Source organism: Kitasatospora sp. NPDC093558 (genome assembly GCF_040683475.1).
GTDB lineage: Bacteria > Actinomycetota > Actinomycetes > Streptomycetales > Streptomycetaceae > Kitasatospora.
In genome coordinates, this window is sequence record NZ_JBFBDY010000009.1 from 1 (window position 1) to 19,184 (window position 19,184).

Here is a 19,184-nt window from a genome sequence, read left to right on the forward strand (position 1 = left end):
GCCTGCAGCGCGCAGATCGGGTCGATCTCGGTCACGATGACCCGCGCACCCTGGCCGCGCAGCGACTCCGCGCAGCCCTTGCCCACGTCGCCGTAACCGCACACGACCGCGACCTTGCCACCGATCAGCACGTCGGTCGCCCGGTTGATGCCGTCGATCAGCGAGTGCCGGCAGCCGTACTTGTTGTCGAACTTCGACTTCGTCACCGAGTCGTTCACGTTGATCGCCGGGAACAGCAGCTTGCCGTCACGGTGCATCTCGTACAGACGGTGCACACCCGTCGTGGTCTCCTCCGTCACGCCCTTGACGGAGGCCGCGATCGCGCCCCAGTCGAGGGCGGATCGGCCGAGCAGCTCCAGGACGATCCGGAACTCGTCGTTGTCGGCCGTCGACGGGTCCGGCACCTCGCCGGCCTTCTCGAACTCCACGCCCTTGTGGATCAGGAGGGTGGCGTCACCGCCGTCGTCCAGGATCATGTTCGGGGTCCCGCCGTCCGGCCAGGTCAGCGCCTGCTCGGTGCACCACCAGTACTCCTCCAGCGTCTCGCCCTTCCAGGCGAACACCGGGATGCCGGCCGCCGCGATCGCCGCGGCCGCGTGGTCCTGGGTGGAGAAGATGTTGCACGAGACCCACCGCACCTCGGCGCCCAGCGCCACCAGCGTCTCGATCAGCACGGCCGTCTGGATCGTCATGTGCAGCGAGCCGGTGATCCGGGCGCCGGCCAGCGGCTGCGCCCCGGCGTACTCGGCACGGATCGACATCAGGCCGGGCATCTCGTGCTCGGCCAGCTCGATCTCCTTGCGGCCGAGCGCGGCGAGGGAGAGGTCGGCGACCTTGAAGTCAGTGAACTCGGTGTCCTGCTCAGTGTCCTGCGTGGGCATGTCCGGTACTCCTGGAGGTGGCGGTCTGGACGTTCTGGTGGATCTCCACGGTCGCCGTGGAACGGTTCAGGGTGATGTAGTGCAGGCCGGGCGCGCCCTCGGCGAGCAGCCGGTCGGCCATCGCGGTGGCGTGCTCGACGCCGATCCGGTGGCCCTCGCGCGGGTCGTCCCGGGCGGCCTCCAGCCGGTGCGCCAGATCCTCGGGGAAGGCGGCGCCGCTGAGTTCGGCGAAGCGGGCGATCTGCCGGACGTCGGTGGCCGGCATGATCTCCGGGATGATCGGGGTGTCGCAGCCGGCCGCGGCGACCCGGTCGCGCAGCCGCAGGTAGTCCTCGACCCGGAAGAACATCTGGGTGATCGCGTAGTCGGCGCCGGCCCGGCACTTGGCGACGAAGTGCCGGATGTCGCTCGCCCAGTCCGGCGAACGCGGGTGCCGCTCGGGGAAGGCCGCCACGCCGATGGTGAACTCCCCCGACTCCCTTACCAGGCTCACGAGTTCGTGTGCGTGGCGGAAGCCGTCCGGGTGCGGGTGCCACTCGCCGCGCGGGTCGCCCGGCGGGTCACCGCGTAGCGCGAGCACGTCGCGCACCCCGGCGTCCGCGTACTGGCCGACGATGTGCCGCAGTTCGGCGCGCGAGTGGCCGACCGCGGTGAGGTGGGCCACCGGCCGCAGGGTGGTCTCGGCCGCGATCCGGCGGGTCATCTCGACCGTGCGGTCCCGCGAGCCGCCGCCGGCGCCGTAGGTGACGGAGACGAAGTCCGGGGCCAGCGGCTCGATCCGGCGGATCGCCTCCCACAGGGTGCGGGTGCCGGCGTCGGTCTTCGCCGGGAAGAACTCGAACGAGAACGTCGGCTCCCCGGACCGCAGGCGCTCCTTCAGCGTGCTCATGGGCGTCCTCCGATGTTGAAGTAGACGGCGTCGGGGTGGTGGACGACGATGGCGTCGGTCGACTGCTCCGGGTGCAGCTGGTACTCCTCGGAGAGCACGACGCCGATCCGCTCGGGCTCCAGGAGTTCGGCGATCTTGGCGCGGTCGGCGAGGTCCGGGCAGGCGCCGTAGCCGAGGGAGAAGCGGGCGCCGCGGTACTTCACCGCGAACATGTCCCGCATCGCCGCCGGGTCCTCGGCCGCGTAGCCCAGCTCGGAGCGCACCCGCGCGTGCCAGAACTCGGCCAGGGCCTCGGTGAGTTGGACGGACAGCCCGTGCAGTTCGAGGTAGTCGCGGTAGGCGTCGGCGGCGAACAGCTCGTTGGCCGCCTCCGACACCCGGCTGCCCATCGTGACCACCTGGAGGCCGACGACGTCCGTCTCCCCCGACTCCTCCGGGCGGAAGAAGTCGGCCAGGCAGAGCCGGCGGCCCCGCCCCTGGCGCGGGAAGGTGAAGCGCATCCGCTCGCCGCCCAGCTCGTCGAGGATCACCAGGTCGTCGCCCTTGGACACGCACGGGAAGTACCCGTACACCACCCCGGCGTCGAGCAGGTGCTCGGTCTGGACGCGTTCCAGCAGCGCCCGCAGCCGCGGCCGGCCCTCCGTCTCCACCAGTTCCTCGTAGTCCGGCCCGCCGGCGTTCCGGGCGGGCTTGAGCCCCCACTGCCCCTTGAACAGCGCGTCCTCGTCCAACCAGGAGGCATAGTCGCGGAGTTGGATCCCCCGCACCACCCGCGTGCCCCAGAACGGCGGCACCGGCACCGGGTTGTCCACGGCCACGTCGGAGCGCACCGGCCCGGCGGCCGGCTCGGACAGCACCTCGACCCGCGCGTGCCGGCGCTTGCGCAGTTCCGGCAGCACCGCGCCCGGCACTCCGCGCTTGATCCCGATCAGCGCGTCCATCAGCCGCAGGCCCTCGAACGCGTCCCGGGCGTAGCGGACTTCGCCCTCGTAGATCTCGTGGAGGTCCTGCTCGACGTACGCCCGGGTGAGGGCGGCGCCGCCGAGGATCACCGGGTAATCGGCCGCCAGCTCGCGCTGGTTGAGCTCCTCCAGGTTCTCCTTCATGATCACGGTCGACTTGACCAGCAGGCCGGACATCCCGATGACGTCGGCCTTGTGCTCCTGCGCGGCGTCCAGGATCGCCGAAACCGGCTGCTTGATGCCGAGGTTGACGACGTTGTAGCCGTTGTTGGACAGGATGATGTCGACCAGGTTCTTGCCGATGTCGTGCACGTCACCCTTGACGGTCGCCAGCACGATCGTGCCCTTGCCCGCGTCCTGCGAGCGCTCCATGTGCGGCTCCAGGTACGCCACCGCGGTCTTCATCACCTCGGCGGACTGGAGCACGAACGGCAGCTGCATCTGACCCGAGCCGAACAGCTCGCCGACCACCTTCATGCCGGACAGCAGCGTCTCGTTGACGATCTCCAGCGCGGGCCGCAGCGCCAGCGCCTCGTCCAGGTCGGCCTCCAGGCCGCCCCGCTCGCCGTCGACGATCCGGCGCTGCAACCGCTCGTCCAGCGGCAGCGCCGCCAGTTCCTCCGCCTTCGACGCCCGGACGGACGCCGCGCTCACGCCCTCGAACAGCTCCAGCAGGCGCTGCAACGGGTCGTAGCCGTCCCGGCGGCGGTCGTACACCAGGTCCAGGGCCGTCTCCCGCTGCTCCTCCGGGATGCGCGCCATCGGCAGGATCTTGGCGGCGTGCACGATCGCCGAATCCAGGCCGGCCTCCACACACTCGTGCAGGAACACCGAGTTGAGCACCTGCCGGGCCGCCGGGGAGAGGCCGAAGGAGATGTTGGACAGGCCCAGCGTGGTCTGCACGTCCGGGTGGCGGCGCTTGAGCTCGCGGATCGCCTCGATCGTCTCGATGCCGTCCCGCCGGGACTCCTCCTGGCCGGTGCCCAGCGTGAACGCCAGGCAGTCCACCAGGACGTCCTCTTCCCGGATCCCGTACTCGCGGCCCAGCTGCCCGATCAGGCGCTCGGCGATCCCGACCTTCTTCGCCGCGGTGCGGGCCTGGCCCTCCTCGTCGATGGTCAGCGCGATCAGCGCCGCGCCGTGCTCGCGGGCGAGGCCGGCCACCCGGCCGAAGCGGGTCTCCGGGCCGTCGCCGTCCTCGTAGTTCACGGAGTTGAGCACCGCGCGCCCGCCGAGCGCCTCCAGGCCGGCGCGCAGGACGTCCGGCTCGGTGGAGTCCAGGACGATCGGCAGGGTGGAGGCGGTGGCCAGGCGGCCGGCGATCTCCTTCATGTCGGCGACGCCGTCCCGGCCGACGTAGTCGACGCACAGGTCCAGCAGGTGCGCGCCCTCGCGGATCTGGTCGCGGGCGATCTCCACGCAGGCCTGCCAGTCGCCGGCCAGCATCGACTCGCGGAACTTCTTCGAGCCGTTGGCGTTGGTCCGCTCGCCGATCGCCAGGTACGAGGTGTCCTGGCGGAACGGCACCGCCTGGTACAGCGAGGCCGCCGACGCCTCCGGCCGCGGCGAGCGCGCCACGACCTCCCGGCCGCGCACCCGCTCCACCACGGCCCGCAAGTGTTCGGGCGTGGTGCCGCAGCACCCGCCGACCAGCGACAGCCCGTACTCCCGGACGAAGCCCTCCTGCGCCTGCGCGAGGCCGTCCGGGTCCAGCGGGAAGTACGCGCCATCCCTGCCGAGCACCGGCAGGCCCGCGTTCGGCATGCAGGACAGGCCGATCCGGGCGTGCCGGGCCAGGTAGCGCAGGTGCTCGCTCATCTCGGCCGGTCCGGTCGAGCAGTTCAGCCCGATCAGGTCGACGCCCATCGGCTCCAGCGCGGCCAGCGCCGCGCCGATCTCCGAACCCAGCAGCATCGTGCCGGTGGTCTCCATCGCGACCTGGACGATCAGCGGCAGGTCGACCCCGGCGTCCGCCATGGCCCGCCGAGCGCCCAGCAGCGCCGCCTTGACCTGGAGGAGGTCCTGGCTGGTCTCGACGAGCAGCGCGTCCGCCCCGCCCGCGACCAGCCCGGCCGCGTTGCGCTCGAAGCCGTCGCGCAGCACGTCGAACGGCAGGTGCCCGAGGGTGGGCAGCTTCGTGCCGGGCCCGATCGAGCCGAGCACCCAGCGCGGGCGCTCCGGGGTCGCGCAGGCGTCGGCCGCCTCGCGCGCCACCCGGGCACCCGCCTCGGACAGCTCGAAGATCCGGCCGGCGATCTCGTACTCGTTCAGCGCCGAGAAGTTGGCGCCGAACGTGTTGGTCTCCACGCAGTCCACGCCGACCGCGAAGTAGGCCTCGTGGACGCCGCGCACGATGTCCGGCCGGGTGAGGTTGAGGACCTCGTTGCAGCCCTCCAGGTCCTGGAAGTCCTCCAGCGACGGCTCCCGCGCCTGGAGCATGGTGCCCATCGCACCGTCGGCGACCACCACTCGGGTGGCGAACGCCTCGCGGAGCGCATCCGCCCTGCGCTGCTGACTGTCCATCACAACTGCTCTTCCCTCCGGAACTGAACGGGCACGGCGTCCGACGACTCAGCGCCCCGCGGCCTTGCCGAGCTGCTCGGCCCGGTCGGTGCGCTCCCAGGTGAAGTCCGGCAGCTCGCGGCCGAAGTGGCCGTACGCGGCGGTCTGGGAGTAGATCGGCCGCAGCAGGTCGAGGTCGCGGATGATCGCGGCCGGGCGCAGGTCGAAGACCTCGCTGACGGCCTTCTGGATGTCCAGGACCGGGACGGTCTCGGTGCCGAAGGTCTCGACGAACAGGCCGACCGGCTCGGCCTTGCCGATCGCGTAGGCGACCTGGACCTCGGCGCGGCGGGCGAGGCCGGCCGCGACGATGTTCTTGGCGACCCAGCGCATCGCGTACGCGGCCGAACGGTCCACCTTGGACGGGTCCTTGCCCGAGAAGGCGCCGCCGCCGTGGCGGGCCATGCCGCCGTACGTGTCGATGATGATCTTGCGGCCGGTCAGCCCGGCGTCGCCCATCGGGCCGCCGATCTCGAAGCGGCCGGTCGGGTTGACCAGCAGGCGGTAGCCGTCGGTCACGAGCTTGATGCCCTGCTCGGCGAGCGCCTTGAGCTCCGGCTCCACGACGAATTCGCGGACGTCCGGGGTGAGCAGCGACTCCAGGTCGATGTCCGAGGCGTGCTGCGTCGAGACGACCACGGTGTCGAGGCGGACGGCCTTGTCGCCGTCGTACTCGATGGTGACCTGGGTCTTGCCGTCGGGGCGCAGGTACGGGATGGTCCCGTTCTTGCGGACCTCGGTCAGGCGGCGCGACAGGCGGTGCGCGAGGGTGATCGGCAGCGGCATGAGCTCGGGGGTCTCGTCCGAGGCGTAGCCGAACATCAGGCCCTGGTCGCCGGCACCCTGCTTGTCGAGGTCATCCTCATCGCCCTCGACCCGAGCCTCGTACGCGGTGTCGACACCCTGCGCGATGTCGGCCGACTGCGCGCCGATGGACACCGACACGCCGCAGGAGGCGCCGTCGAAGCCCTTCTTCGAGCTGTCGTAACCGATCTCCAGGATCTTGTCCCGGACGAGCTGGGCGATCGGCGCGTACGCCTTCGTCGTCACCTCGCCGGCCACGTGGACCTGGCCGGTGGTGATGAGCGTCTCCACGGCGACCCGGGAGGTCGGGTCCTCCCGGAGGAGAGCGTCGAGGATGGTGTCGCTGATCTGGTCAGCGATCTTGTCGGGGTGTCCCTCGGTCACGGACTCCGAGGTGAACAGGCGGCGAGACACAGCGCTCCCTGGGGTTGCAGCGGCTGCTGACTGAAGGCCCCCGGCGAACCGGGGACATCCGGAAAGACTTGATTCCTGGAGTCTAACGGTCTGGTTCCGTCGAACGTCACCCGCTTCCGGAAAACGAGACCGTTATCAAGTGACTCTTTGACCGGGCTCATGCACCTTCCGGTCGCTTACCGACCGTTTCAAGCCGCTTTACGACCAGGTCCCAGACCACGTCCGCCAGGACCTCCTTGGGACCCACCGGAACGGGTGTCTCACTGCCGTCGGAGCCCAGCACCACGGCCTCGTTGACGTCCGTCCCGAAGGCCTTGCCGTTGCCGACCTCGTTGACGACGAGCAGGTCGCAGCCCTTGCGGGCGAGCTTGGCGCGGCCGTGCGCGAGCACGTCGTCGGTCTCCGCCGCGAAACCCACGACCAGTTGGCCCGAACGGGGGCGGTGGGCCGACAGCTCGGCCAGGACGTCCGGGTTTCGCACCAGCGCGACCGGCGCCGGCTCGACCCCCTCGACCTTCTTGATCTTGCCGGTGACGTACTCGGCGGGCCGGAAGTCGGCCACCGCCGCGGCCATGACCACGGCGTCCGCGTCCTCGGCCGCCTTCAGCGCGGCCTCCCGCAGCTCCAGCGCGGTCGACACGTGCACGACGTCGACCCCGGCCGGATCGGGCAGTTCCGCATTGGCCGAGACCAGTGTCACCCGCGCCCCACGCGCCGCAGCCGTCACGGCGAGCGCATAGCCCTGCTTGCCGGAGGAGCGGTTGCCGAGGAAGCGCACCGGGTCCAGCGGCTCCCTGGTGCCGCCGGCCGAGACCACCACGTGCCGCCCGGACAGGTCGGTCGGCACGGCGCCGCCGCGGCGCAGCACGGCCCGGCAGGCGTCGAAGATCGCGGACGGCTCGGGCAGCCGCCCCTTGCCGGTGTCCTTGCCGGTGAGCCGCCCGACGGCCGGCTCCAGCACGATGACGCCGCGGCGGCGCAGGGTCGCGACGTTCTCCCGGGTGGCCGGGTGCTCCCACATCTCGGTGTGCATGGCGGGCGCGATCACGACCGGACAGCGCGCGGTGAGCAGGGTGTTGGTGAGCAGGTCGTCGGCCAGGCCGTGCGCGGCCTTGGCGATCAGGTCCGCGGTGGCGGGGGCGACGACGACGAGGTCGGCCTGCTGGCCGATCCGCACGTGCGGCACCTCGTGGACGTTCTCCCAGGTCTCGGTGGCGGCCGGGCGCCCGGAGAGGGCGGCCCAGGTGGCCTCGCCGACGAAGTGCAGCGCCGCGGCGGTGGGCACCACGGTGACCTGGTGGCCGGACTCGGTGAACCGGCGGAGCAGCTCACACGCCTTGTAGGCGGCGATGCCGCCGCTGACACCGAGGACGATGCGCGGGGCGTCCGCGCCGGTCCGGTCCGAAGTCGCGCTCATGCTCCCGCTCTCCTCCACTCCAGGGGCCACTCCAAGGGCCACTCCCGGGACGTGCACACCCTACGGCCCCGCGACGATCACCCGCATACCGCCCACCAGCGGAACAACAGCGAAGGGCCCGGCGGAAACGATTCCGCCAGGCCCTTCCGGAGAGTTACGAGGTCGACCGACTCAGGCGGTCTCGACCGCCTCGGCGGTCAGCATGCCGGCGTTGATCTCGCGCAGCGCGATCGACAGCGGCTTCTCGTGGACGTGGGTGTCGACCAGCGGGCCGACGTACTCCAGCAGGCCCTCGCCGAGCTGGGAGTAGTACGCGTTGATCTGGCGCGCACGCTTGGCGGCGTAGATCACCAGGCTGTACTTGGAGTCGGTGGCCTCGAGCAGCTCGTCGATCGGCGGGTTGATGATGCCCTCGGGCGCGGTCATGGAAGAGGACACGCGAAAACCTTCCGAAAGGGTGGAAAAGACAGACAGGTCAGCCTACACCGAGCAAGGCTAGCAGTTCGGCCGCTACCTGCTCGACGGAGGTGTTGACAAGAGTCGTGTCGAACTCCGGCTCCGCCGCGAGCTCGACCTTGGCGGCCTCCAGCCGCTTCTCGATGACGTCCTGCGGCTCGGTGCCCCGGCCGGTCAGCCGGCGGACCAGCTCGTCCCAGCTCGGCGGGGCCAGGAAGACCAGCTGCGCCTCGGGCATCGACTCGCGCACCTGGCGGGCGCCCTGCAGATCGATCTCCAGCAGGACGGGCTCGCCGCGCTCCAGCTTCTCCAGCACCGCCGCGCGCGGGGTGCCGTAGCGGTTGCCGGCGAAGACGGCCCACTCCAGCAGCTCGCCGTTGGCGATCAGCTTGTCGAACTCGTCGTTGTCGACGAAGTGGTACTGGACCCCGTCCTGCTCGCCCGGCCTCGGGTGGCGGGTCGTCGCCGACACCGAGAGCCAGACCTCGGGGTGCTGCTTCCTCATATGAGCGACGACCGTGCTCTTGCCGACCCCCGAAGGGCCGGAGAGCACGGTCAGCCGCGGACGCTCACTCATGCACCGATTATCCCGGATCGCGGACGATCCCGGGACCACGGGGGCACGGTCAGGCGGCACCGCCGCCGAACTCCCGCTCCAGGGAAGCGATCTGGTTCGTGCCGAGACCGCGGACCCGACGGCTCTCGCTGATGCCGAGGCGCTCCATGATCTGCTTGGCCCGGACCTTGCCGACGCCCGGGAGCGACTCCAGCAGGGCGGAGACCTTCATCTTGCCGATGACGTCGTTGTCGGCCTTGCCGGCCTTGATCACCTCGTGCAGGGAGGCGCCGGAGTGCTTGAGCCGGTTCTTGACCTCGGCGCGCTCCCGGCGAGCCTCGGCGGCCTTGGCGAGCGCGGCGGTGCGCTGTTCAGGGGTAAGGGGCGGAAGAGCCACGCCGTTCACCTCAGGGTGTGGAAGGAAGGGATTGAGCTATGACTGGTTTGGTTCTCCAGGACACCTCCGCAAGTGGAACCCCAGGGCCCTGACCTGCGGGAGCTACGAGAATCGCGGCTCTTCGATGACCTATCGCCGGACACTACCCGGATTGCGGCGCCGCGTCAGGAAAAGAACACGAAAAGTCCTGGTCAGCCAAGGCCGACCAGGACTTTCCGGGGCAAAATGACCGCGATTGCGAGACTTTGGCACCGCCGATGTGACGGCGCTCACGTCAAGCGCGAGCCCGGTCGAGCGGCACCGCCAGGTCCTGCGCACACTGCACAGGGTCACCGATCGGCTACCGACCAAGCCCTGAACGCCAATTCACCGCGTCCTACTTCACCGCGTCCGCGTACTCCCCCACGAACCGCTCGGCCGCCTCGCGCAGCGCCGGCACCGACGGGCCGTGCTTGAGGACGTCCCGGCTCACGCTCGGCACGACGTTGCGCACCGAGGCGCCGAACACCCGCGGCAGGTCCGCCATGGTCGCCCCCTGGGCGCCGATGCCGGGGGCCAGCAGCGGGCCGTTGATCGCGAGGTCCACGCCGGCGTCGGCGAGCGTCGCGCCGACCACCGCGCCGAACGAGCCGAGCGGCTCGGCCCCGGCGTTCTCGGCCGCCAGCTGCCGCAGCACCGAGGCCGCGACCGGCTCGCCGCCGGCGCCGACGGCGCGCTGCACCTCGCCGCCCTCCGGGTTGGAGGTGAGCGCCAGCGCGAACGCCCCGCAGCCGTGCTCGCGCGCGAGGTCGAGCGCCGGGCGCAGCGAGCCGAAGCCGAGGTAGGGGCTGACGGTGAGGGCGTCGGAGAACAGCGGGCTGCCGGGCGCGAGGAAGGCCTCGGCGTAGGCGGCCATGGTGGAGCCGATGTCGCCGCGCTTGGCGTCCATCAGGACCAGCGCACCGGCCGCGCGGGCCTCCTCGACGGTCTTCTCCAGCACCGCGACGCCCTTGCTGCCGAAGCGCTCGAAGAACGCGGCCTGCGGCTTGAGCACGGCGACCCGGTCGGCCAGCGCCTCGACCACGGTGCGGCTGAAGGTCTCCAGGCCGGCGACGTCGTCGCCGAGTCCCCAGGCGGAGAGCAGGGAGGCGTGCGGGTCGATGCCGACGCAGAGCTGGCCGCGGGTGTCCATGGCCTGGCGCAGGCGGGCGCCGAACGGGGCGAGGGTCATGTCGTCTCCGGGGTTGGCGGTGGCGGTACGGGGGTTCACGAGGGGCGGACGGCGCTGCCGACCGCCGCGGCCAGGTTGCGGAAGCCCGCGTCCCGGATCCGGGCGGAGAGGCCCTTGTGGATGCGGCGGCACCAGAACGGGCCCTCGTAGATGAAGGCGCTGTAGCCCTGGACGAGGTCGGCGCCGTGGATGATCCGCTGCCAGGCGTCCTCGGCGGTCTCCACGCCGCCGACGGAGACGAGCGTCAGCCGGCCGCCGGTGCGGGCGCGCAGCCGCTGGAGGACCTCCAGGGCGCGGGCCTTGAGCGGGGCGCCGGACAGGCCGCCCATGCCGATCTCCTCGACGCGCGCGGCGTCGGCCCGCAGTCCCTCGCGGCCGATCGTGGTGTTGGTGGCGATGATGCCGTCCAGGCCCAGTTCCAGGGCGAGGTCGGCGACGGCGTCGACGTCCTCGTCGGCGAGGTCCGGGGCGATCTTCACCAGCAGCGGCACGTGGTGCGCGGTGGTGCGGTCGGCGGCCTCGCGGACGGCGGCGAGCAGCGGGCGGAGGTGGTCGACGGCCTGCAGGTTGCGCAGTCCCGGGGTGTTCGGCGAGCTGACGTTGACGACCAGGTAGTCGGCGTAACGGGCCAGCCGCTCGGTCGACTTGACGTAGTCGGCGACGGCGTCGGCCTCCTCGACCACCTTGGTCTTGCCGATGTTGACGCCGATCACCGGGGTGGAGCTGGTGTGCGGGCGGGCGGCGAGGCGGGCGGCGACCCGGGCCGAGCCCTGGTTGTTGAAGCCCATCCGGTTGATCAGCGCGCGGTCCTCGACCAGGCGGAACAGCCGCGGCGCCGGGTTGCCCGGCTGGGCCTCGCCGGTGATGGTGCCGATCTCGACGTAGTCGAAGCCAAGCATGGCGAGGCCGTCGATGCCGACGCCGTTCTTGTCGAAGCCGGCCGCGAGCCCGAACGGGCCCGGCAGGTCGAGGCCGAGGGCGCGGGTGCGCAACGCCCGGTCCTGCGGCGCGAGCACCAGCCGGACGAGGGCGCGCAGGCCAGGGACCGAGGAGGCGAGGCGGATCCAGAAGAAGGCGAGGTGGTGGGCCTTCTCGGGGTCCATCTTCTTGAAGACGAGGTCGAACAGAAGCTTGTACAAGGGGGTCAACTCCCGGAGCAAAAACCGAAATTAGGAGCGCGGGCGCAGCCCGTCGAAAGAAGGGTGGCGGCGGGTGACGGGCGGGCATGGAAGTGGGGGGCACCCGACTGGCTTCGGTGCCCCCCACTGCGGTGGTGCTACTTGCGGCCGGCGTTGATCAGCTCGGCGTGCTCCTGGAGCGACATCACCCCGACCTCGTCGCGCAGCAGCCGGTCGATGCCCTGGACGGCCGCGCCCATCGCCTGGACGGTGGTCAGGCACGGCACCCCGCGCGAGACGGCCGCGGTGCGGATCTCGTAGCCGTCGAGGCGCCCGCCGGTGCCGTACGGCGTGTTGATGATGAGGTCGACCTCGCCGTCGTGGATCAGCTGGACGATGGTCTTCTCGCCGTTCGGGCCCTCGCCCTCGCTGTGCTTGCGCACCAGCGTGGACGGGATGCCGCCGCGCTGCAGCACCTCGGCGGTGCCGGCGGTGGCGAGCAGCTCGAAGCCGAGGCCGACCAGCGCGCGGGCCGGGAAGACGAGGTTGCGCTTGTCGCGGTTGGCGACCGAGACGAAGACCTTGCCCTTGGTCGGCAGCGCGCCGTAGGCGCCGGTCTGGGCCTTGGCGTAGGCGGTGCCGAAGACCTTGTCGATGCCCATGACCTCGCCGGTCGAGCGCATCTCCGGGCCGAGCACGGTGTCCACGCCGCGGCCGTGGATGTCGCGGAAGCGGCTCCACGGCATCACGGCCTCCTTGACCGCGATCGGCGCGTCGGCGGGCAGCGTGCCGCCGTCGCCCTCGGCCGGGAGCAGGCCCTCGGCGCGCAGCTCGGCGATGGTGGCGCCGAGCGAGACCCGGGCGGCCGCCTTGGCGAGCGGCACCGCGGTGGCCTTGGAGGTGAACGGGACGGTCCGGGAGGCGCGCGGGTTGGCCTCCAGGACGTAGAGGATGTCCCCGGCCAGCGCGAACTGGATGTTGATCAGGCCGCGGACGCCGACACCGCGCGCGATGGCCTCGGTGGAGGTGCGCAGGCGCTTGATGTCGAAGCCGCCGAGGGTGATCGGGGGCAGCGCGCAGGCGGAGTCGCCGGAGTGGATGCCGGCCTCCTCGATGTGCTCCATGACGCCGCCGAGGTAGAGCTCGGTGCCGTCGTAGAGGGCGTCGACGTCGATCTCCACCGCGTCGTCGAGGAAGCGGTCGATGAGCACCGGGTGCTCGGAGATCAGGCCGGCGTGGCGCTCCAGGTAGGAGGCGAGGGAGGCCTCGTCGTAGACGATCTCCATGCCGCGGCCGCCGAGCACGTAGGACGGGCGGGCGAGCACCGGGTAGCCGATCTCGTCGGCGATCGCCTTGGCCTCGTCGAAGGAGAAGGCGGTGCCGTGCTTGGGGGCCGGCAGGCCGGCGTCGCGCAGGACGCGGCCGAAGGCGCCGCGCTCCTCGGCGAGGTCGATCGCCTCGGGCTGGGTGCCGACGATCGGTACGCCGTTGTCCTTGAGCGCCTGGGCCAGGCCGAGCGGGGTCTGGCCGCCGAGCTGGACGATGACGCCCGCGAGCGGTCCGGCCTGCTGCTCGGCGTGGACGATCTCCAGGACGTCCTCCAGGGTGAGCGGCTCGAAGTAGAGCCGGTCGGAGGTGTCGTAGTCGGTGGAGACGGTCTCCGGGTTGCAGTTGACCATGACGGTCTCGTACCCGGCGTCGGCCAGCGCGAAGGACGCGTGGACGCAGGAGTAGTCGAACTCGATGCCCTGGCCGATGCGGTTGGGGCCGGAGCCGAGGATGATCACCGCGGGCTTGGTGCGCGGGGCGACCTCGTTCTCCTCGTCGTAGGACGAGTAGAAGTACGGGGTCTTGGCGGCGAACTCGGCGGCGCACGTGTCGACGGTCTTGAACACCGGGCGGATGCCGAGCGCGTGGCGCACCTCTCGGACGACGTCCGGCTTGAGGCCGCGGATCTCGCCGATCTGCTGGTCGGAGAAGCCGTGCCGCTTGGCGTGGCGCAGCAGGTCCGGGGTGAGCTCGGCGGCGTCGGCGAGCTCGCCGGCGATCTCGTCGAGCAGGAAGAGCTGGTCGACGAACCACGGGTCGATCTTGGTGGCCTCGAACACCTCCTCCGGGGTGGCGCCGGCCCGGATGGCGTCCATCACGGTGTTGATCCGGCCGTCGGTCGGCACGACCGCCTTGGCCAGCAGCTCCGCCTTGTCCCCGACCGGAGTGGTCCAGGAGAACTGCGAGCCCTTCTTCTCCAGCGAGCGCAGCGCCTTCTGCAGCGCCTCGGGGAAGTTGCGGCCGAGGGCCATGGCCTCGCCGACGGACTTCATGGTCGTGGTGAGGGTGGCGTCGGCGCTCGGGAACTTCTCGAACGCGAAGCGCGGCACCTTGACGACGACGTAGTCGAGGGTCGGCTCGAAGGAGGCCGGGGTCTCCTCGGTGATGTCGTTGGGGATCTCGTCGAGCGTGTAGCCGACGGCCAGCTTGGCGGCGATCTTGGCGATCGGGAAGCCGGTGGCCTTGGAGGCGAGCGCGGAGGAGCGGGACACGCGCGGGTTCATCTCGATGACGATGACCCGGCCGTCGTCGGGGTTGACCGCGAACTGGATGTTGCAGCCGCCGGTGTCGACGCCGACCTCGCGGATGACGGCGATGCCGATGTCGCGCAGGATCTGGTACTCGCGGTCGGTGAGCGTCATCGCCGGGGCGACGGTGATCGAGTCACCGGTGTGGACGCCCATCGGGTCGAAGTTCTCGATGGAGCAGACGACCACGACGTTGTCGTGCTTGTCGCGCATCAGCTCCAGCTCGTACTCCTTCCAGCCGAGGATGGACTCCTCCAGGAGCACCTCGGTGGTCGGCGAGAGGGTCAGGCCCTGGCCGGCGATGCGGCGCAGGTCCTCCTCGTTGTGGGCGAAGCCGGAGCCGGCGCCGCCCATGGTGAAGGAGGGGCGCACGACGACGGGGTAGCCGCCGAGGGTGTCGACGCCGGCCAGCACCTCGTCCATGGTGTGGCAGATGACCGAGCGGGCGGACTCGCCGTGGCCGATCTTGGCGTTGACGGCCTCGACGACGCCCTTGAAGAGGTCGCGGTCCTCGCCCTTGTTGATCGCCTCGACGTCGGCGCCGATCAGTTCGACGCCGTACTTCTCGAGGGTGCCGGCCGCGTGCAGGGAGATCGCGGTGTTGAGCGCGGTCTGCCCGCCGAGGGTCGGCAGCAGCGCGTCGGGGCGCTCCTTGGCGATGATCTTCTCGACGAACTCCGGGGTGATCGGCTCGACGTAGGTGGCGTCGGCGATCTCCGGGTCGGTCATGATCGTGGCCGGGTTGGAGTTGACCAGCACGACCCGCAGGCCCTCGGCCTTGAGGACGCGGCAGGCCTGCGTGCCCGAGTAGTCGAACTCGGCGGCCTGGCCGATCACGATCGGGCCGGAGCCGATGACCAGGACGGACTTGATGTCGGTGCGCTTAGGCACGCTGGCCCTCCATAAGGCTCACGAAGCGGTCGAACAGGTAGGCGGCGTCGTGCGGGCCGGCGGCCGCTTCGGGGTGGTACTGCACGCTGAAGGCGGGCACGTCGAGCGCCTGGAGGCCCTCGACCACGTCGTCGTTGAGGCAGACGTGGGAGACCTCGACCCGCCCGTAGGGGGTGTCGCTCACCTTGTCCAGCGGTGCGTTCACGGCGAAGCCGTGGTTGTGGGCGGTCACCTCGACCTTGCCGGTGGTGCGGTCCTGCACCGGCTGGTTGATGCCGCGGTGGCCGTACTTGAGCTTGTAGGTGCCGAAGCCCAGGGCGCGGCCGAGGATCTGGTTGCCGAAGCAGATCCCGAAGAACGGGGTCTTGCGCTCCAGCACGCCCTTCGCGACGGCGACCTGGTGGTCGGCGGTGGCCGGGTCGCCCGGGCCGTTGGAGAAGAAGACGCCGTCCGGGTTGACGGCGTAGACGTCCTCCAGGGTGGCGTTGGCCGGCAGCACGTGCACCTCGATGCCGCGCTCGGCCATCCGCTGGGGGGTCATCGCCTTGATGCCGAGGTCCAGCGCGGCGACGGTGAACTTCGCAGTGCCGATGGGCAAGGCTTCGCCGCCGGGACCGATGGCCGGGACGATGTAGGGCTCGGTGGTGGCGACCTCGGCGCACAGGTCGGCGCCCTTCATCTCGGGCGCCTGCTGCACCCGGGCGAGCAGGGCGGCCGGGTCGGCGAGCGCCGGGCCGGAGAAGATGCCGCAGCGCATCGCGCCGCGGTCGCGCAGGTGCCGGGTGAGCGCGCGGGTGTCGATGCCGCTGATGCCGACGACGCCCTGGCGGACGAGCTCCTCGTCCAGCGAGCGCCGCGAGCGCCAGTTGGAGGCGACCCGGGCGGGGTCGCGCACGACGTACCCGGCGACCCAGATCCGCTTGGACTCGTCGTCCTCGTCGTTCCAGCCGGTGTTGCCGATCTGCGGGGCGGTCATCGCGACCACCTGGCGGTGGTACGACGGGTCGGTGAGGGTCTCCTGGTAGCCGGACATGCCGGTGTTGAAGACCGCCTCGCCGAAGGTCTCGCCGACGGCGCCGTAGGCCTGGCCGCGGAAGGTCCGGCCGTCCTCCAGGACGAGCACGGCCGGGACGCGTTCCCGCCGTTGGCGCTGCGTGGTGGGGGCAGGTGCGGTCATTGCGCGGCCTCTTCCGTCTTCGTCTTCGTACGTGTTGCGAGTTGAGCGACCGCCTCGACCCAGGCGGCGTGCTCGTCGGGGTGGTCGGCCCGGAATCCCGAGTCCAGCTCGGTGCCCTCGTGCGTCCAGGTGACGACGAGGAGCCCGGCCGGGACGACCTTGCCGGCGATTCCGGAGTCCGTGCGGGCACCGGTCAGGTGCCCGGCCGGGATCCAGAGGTCGACGTCGCCGGGACGGCGCACCAGCAGGCCGTCCTCGCCGAGGGTGAGGTCGGCGCGGCTGCGGGTGCCCAGGCCGTGCGCGACGACCCGGTCGAGCCAGTTCCCGGCGGTGGTGGTGCCGTGGTACCGGCCGCTGGTCTCCAGGATGGTCCGGCCGGCGCCGGCCGGCACGGCGGGCAGCGGCGGAATCCCGGACTGCAGGGTGCGCCGCCAGTTCCAGCCCTGGCGCATCAGCCAGTAGACGAGCCCGATCACGATCAGCAGGCCGACGGCCCAGCCGATGTACCCGGGCCAGTTGTGGACCTTGGCCTGCTCCTGGGCCAGCGGCGTGAGCGGAGCGAGCGTGCGGTTCGGACTCACGCCTCGACGCCCTGCTCGACGAGGTCGCCGGCCAGGACGGTGGCCCGCCCGCGCAGGAAGGTGGCGTGCACCCGTCCGGGCAGGTCCAGGCCCTTGTACGGGGTGTTGCGGCTGCGGGTGGCGAAGCTGTCCGGGTTCACGGCACCACGGTACGCGGGATCGAACAGCACCAGGTTCGCCGGCTCACCGACCGAGACGGGCCGGCCGTGCCCGGCGAGACGGCCGATCCGGGCCGGGCGGTGCGACATCCGGTCGGCGACGCCCTCCCAGTTCAGCAGGCCGGTGTCGACCATGGTCTGCTGCACGACCGACAGCGCGGTCTCCAGGCCGACCATGCCCATCGCGGCGACGGCCCACTCGCAGTCCTTGTCCTCGGCCGGGTGCGGCGCGTGGTCGGTCGCGACGGCGTCGATGGTGCCGTCGGCGAGCGCCTTGCGCAGCGCCTGGACGTCCTCGGCGGTGCGCAGCGGCGGGTTCACCTTGTAGACCGGGTCGTAGGAGCGGACCAGCTCGTCGGTGAGCAGCAGGTGGTGCGGGGTGACCTCGGCGGTGACGTCCCAGCCCTTGGCCTTGGCCCAGCGGATGATCTCGACCGAGCCGGCGGTGGAGACGTGGCACACGTGCAGCCGGGAGCCGACGTGCGCGGCGAGCAGCACGTCGCGGGCGATGATCGACTCCTCGGCGACGGCCGGCCAGCCGCCGAGCCCGAGCTCGCCGGAGACCTGGCCCTCGTTCATCTGCGCGCCCTCGGTGAGCCGCGGCTCCTGGGCGTGCTGGGCGACGACGCCGTCGAAGGCCTTGACGTACTCCAGCGCACGGCGCATCAGCACCGCGTCGTCGACGCACTTGCCGTCGTCGGAGAAGACCCGGACGTTCGCGGCGGACTCGTGCATGGCGCCGAGCTCGGCGAGCTTCTTGCCCTCCAGGCCGACGGTGACGGCGCCGACGGGCTGCACGTCGCAGAAGCCGGCCTCCTGGCCGAGGCGCCAGACCTGCTCGACGACGCCGGCGGTGTCGGCCACCGGGGTGGTGTTGGCCATCGCGTGCACGGCGGTGAAGCCGCCCATCGCGGCGGCCTGGGTGCCGGTGAGGACGGTCTCGGCGTCCTCGCGGCCGGGCTCGCGCAGGTGGGTGTGCAGGTCGACCAGGCCGGGCAGCACGATCAGGCCGGTGGCGTCGATCTCGATGTCGGCCTCGACGGCCAGGCCGGTGCCGATCTCCTTGATCACGCCGTCGGCGAGGTGGAGGTCCTGCGGGGCGCCGCCGGCGATCTGGGCGTTGCGGATCAGGTAGGTGGTCACTGACTGGTCTCCACGGATTCGGTACGGGCGGCGGCGTCGTTCGGGCCGTCGGCGAAGACGGCCCCGCCGAGGAGCAGGTACAGCACGGCCATGCGGACCGACACGCCGTTGGCGACCTGCTCGACCACGGTGCAGCGCGGCGAGTCGGCGACCTCGGCGGTGATCTCCATGCCGCGGACCATCGGGCCGGGGTGCATGACGATCGCGTGGTCGGGCAGCTGGGTCATCCGCGGGCCGTTCATGCCGTAGCGGCGGCTGTACTCGCGCTCGGTCGGGAAGAACGCGGCGTTCATGCGCTCGCGCTGCACCCGGAGCATCATCAGCGCGTCCGTCTTGGGGAGCACGCTCTCCAGGTCGTAGCTGACCTCGCAGGGCCAGTTCTCGATGCCGATCGGCAGCAGCGTCGGCGGGGCGACGAAGGTGACCTGGGCACCGAGGGTGGTCAGCAGGTGCACGTTGGAGCGCGCGACCCGGCTGTGCAGGACGTCGCCGACGATCGTCACCCGGCGGCCCGCGAGGTCGTGGCCGGTGCCCGGGTTGAGGTGGCGGCGCATGGTGAAGGCGTCGAGCAGCGCCTGGGTGGGGTGCTCGTGGGTGCCGTCACCGGCGTTGATGACGCTGCCGTGCAGCCAGTCGGACTGCGCCAGGCGGGCCGGCGCGCCGGAGGCGTGGTGGCGGATGACGACCGCGTCGGCGCCCATGGCCTGCAGGGTCAGCGCGGTGTCCTTGAGGCTCTCGCCCTTGGAGACGGACGAGCCCTTGGCGGAGAAGTTGATGACGTCCGCCGAGAGTCGCTTCTCGGCGACCTCGAAGGAGGTCTTGGTACGGGTCGAGTCCTCGAAGAAGAGGTTGACGACGGTTCGGCCGCGCAGCGTGGGCAGCTTCTTCACGGCCCGTCCGGAGAGCTGGGCCAGCTCTTCGGCGGTGTCGAGGATCAGCAGCGCGTCGTCGCGGGTGAGATCGGCGGCGGAGACGAGGTGGCGCATGACGCG

At 71.3% G+C, this 19,184-nt stretch carries 15 protein-coding genes; all 15 read right to left on the reverse strand.

Translation table 11 applies throughout. The features are described from left to right. Positions 1-881 (reverse strand): adenosylhomocysteinase (locus AB0O00_RS02105; RefSeq protein ID WP_363648131.1); only part of this gene is annotated, 881 nt, incomplete at its 3' end. Then, positions 862-1,770 (reverse strand): methylenetetrahydrofolate reductase [NAD(P)H], encoded by a 909-nt coding sequence (gene metF / locus AB0O00_RS02110; RefSeq protein ID WP_363648133.1) that lies wholly within the window; start codon positions 1,768-1,770, stop codon positions 862-864. The genes metF and AB0O00_RS02105, both read right to left, overlap by 20 nt. Next, positions 1,767-5,255: a methionine synthase gene (gene metH, locus AB0O00_RS02115; protein WP_363648135.1), complete on the reverse strand. Its 3,489-nt coding sequence runs from the start codon at positions 5,253-5,255 to the stop codon at positions 1,767-1,769. Before metH ends, metF begins: the two co-directional genes overlap by 4 nt. A 48-nt stretch (positions 5,256-5,303) precedes the next feature. Beyond that, positions 5,304-6,512, reverse strand: a complete 1,209-nt coding sequence (gene metK / locus AB0O00_RS02120; RefSeq protein WP_363648137.1) for a methionine adenosyltransferase — start codon at positions 6,510-6,512, stop codon at positions 5,304-5,306. Between the two features lie 157 nt (positions 6,513-6,669). Then, entirely contained in the window at positions 6,670-7,929 is a 1,260-nt protein-coding gene (coaBC, locus tag AB0O00_RS02125; protein ID WP_363648139.1) for a bifunctional phosphopantothenoylcysteine decarboxylase/phosphopantothenate--cysteine ligase CoaBC, read from the reverse strand. A gap of 171 nt (positions 7,930-8,100) precedes the next feature. Beyond that, positions 8,101-8,367, reverse strand: coding sequence for a DNA-directed RNA polymerase subunit omega (gene rpoZ, locus AB0O00_RS02130; RefSeq protein WP_045692880.1), 267 nt, complete (start codon positions 8,365-8,367; stop codon positions 8,101-8,103). A gap of 37 nt (positions 8,368-8,404) precedes the next feature. Continuing rightward, complete coding sequence (gene gmk / locus AB0O00_RS02135) at positions 8,405-8,962, reverse strand: guanylate kinase (RefSeq protein WP_363648142.1); 558 nt, start codon at positions 8,960-8,962, stop codon at positions 8,405-8,407. 49 nt (positions 8,963-9,011) lie between these two features. Continuing rightward, positions 9,012-9,338, reverse strand: a complete 327-nt coding sequence (gene mihF / locus AB0O00_RS02140) for an integration host factor, actinobacterial type (RefSeq protein ID WP_030056187.1) — start codon at positions 9,336-9,338, stop codon at positions 9,012-9,014. 376 nt (positions 9,339-9,714) lie between these two features. Next, a complete protein-coding gene (gene pyrF / locus AB0O00_RS02145; protein WP_363648144.1) occupies positions 9,715-10,548 on the reverse strand; it encodes an orotidine-5'-phosphate decarboxylase in 834 nt (277 codons plus the stop codon). A gap of 35 nt (positions 10,549-10,583) precedes the next feature. After that, positions 10,584-11,687, reverse strand: a complete 1,104-nt coding sequence (locus AB0O00_RS02150) for a quinone-dependent dihydroorotate dehydrogenase (protein WP_363648146.1) — start codon at positions 11,685-11,687, stop codon at positions 10,584-10,586. Positions 11,688-11,824: 137 nt separating this feature from the next. Continuing rightward, a complete protein-coding gene (gene carB, locus AB0O00_RS02155) occupies positions 11,825-15,133 on the reverse strand; it encodes a carbamoyl-phosphate synthase large subunit (RefSeq protein ID WP_363648149.1) in 3,309 nt (1,102 codons plus the stop codon). Beyond that, positions 15,126-16,310 carry a glutamine-hydrolyzing carbamoyl-phosphate synthase small subunit gene (gene carA / locus AB0O00_RS02160; protein ID WP_363648151.1) on the reverse strand — a complete coding sequence of 395 codons (1,185 nt, stop codon included), beginning with the start codon at positions 16,308-16,310 and terminating at the stop codon, positions 15,126-15,128. Before carA ends, carB begins: the two co-directional genes overlap by 8 nt. Then, positions 16,307-16,891, reverse strand: a complete 585-nt coding sequence (locus AB0O00_RS02165) for a hypothetical protein (protein ID WP_363648153.1) — start codon at positions 16,889-16,891, stop codon at positions 16,307-16,309. Before AB0O00_RS02165 ends, carA begins: the two co-directional genes overlap by 4 nt. Further along, positions 16,888-18,192: a dihydroorotase gene (locus tag AB0O00_RS02170; RefSeq protein WP_363648155.1), complete on the reverse strand. Its 1,305-nt coding sequence runs from the start codon at positions 18,190-18,192 to the stop codon at positions 16,888-16,890. Before AB0O00_RS02170 ends, AB0O00_RS02165 begins: the two co-directional genes overlap by 4 nt. Beyond that, a complete protein-coding gene (locus AB0O00_RS02175) occupies positions 18,189-19,178 on the reverse strand; it encodes an aspartate carbamoyltransferase catalytic subunit (RefSeq protein WP_363648157.1) in 990 nt (329 codons plus the stop codon). The genes AB0O00_RS02170 and AB0O00_RS02175 overlap by 4 nt, the downstream gene beginning before the upstream one ends. Positions 19,179-19,184: the final 6 nt, after the last annotated feature.

What these genes read in the sequence shown, in the direction of transcription:
- metF (WP_363648133.1), bottom strand. Translation starts at nt 1,770, where the DNA reads ATGAGCACGCTGAAGGAGCGCCTGCGGTCCGGGGAGCCGACGTTCTCG.
- metH (WP_363648135.1), bottom strand. Translation starts at nt 5,255, where the DNA reads ATGGACAGTCAGCAGCGCAGGGCGGATGCGCTCCGCGAGGCGTTCGCC.
- coaBC (WP_363648139.1), bottom strand. Translation starts at nt 7,929, where the DNA reads ATGAGCGCGACTTCGGACCGGACCGGCGCGGACGCCCCGCGCATCGTC.
- gmk (WP_363648142.1), bottom strand. Translation starts at nt 8,962, where the DNA reads ATGAGTGAGCGTCCGCGGCTGACCGTGCTCTCCGGCCCTTCGGGGGTC.
- pyrF (WP_363648144.1), bottom strand. Translation starts at nt 10,548, where the DNA reads ATGACCCTCGCCCCGTTCGGCGCCCGCCTGCGCCAGGCCATGGACACC.
- carA (WP_363648151.1), bottom strand. Translation starts at nt 16,310, where the DNA reads ATGACCGCACCTGCCCCCACCACGCAGCGCCAACGGCGGGAACGCGTC.
- AB0O00_RS02175 (WP_363648157.1), bottom strand. Translation starts at nt 19,178, where the DNA reads ATGCGCCACCTCGTCTCCGCCGCCGATCTCACCCGCGACGACGCGCTG.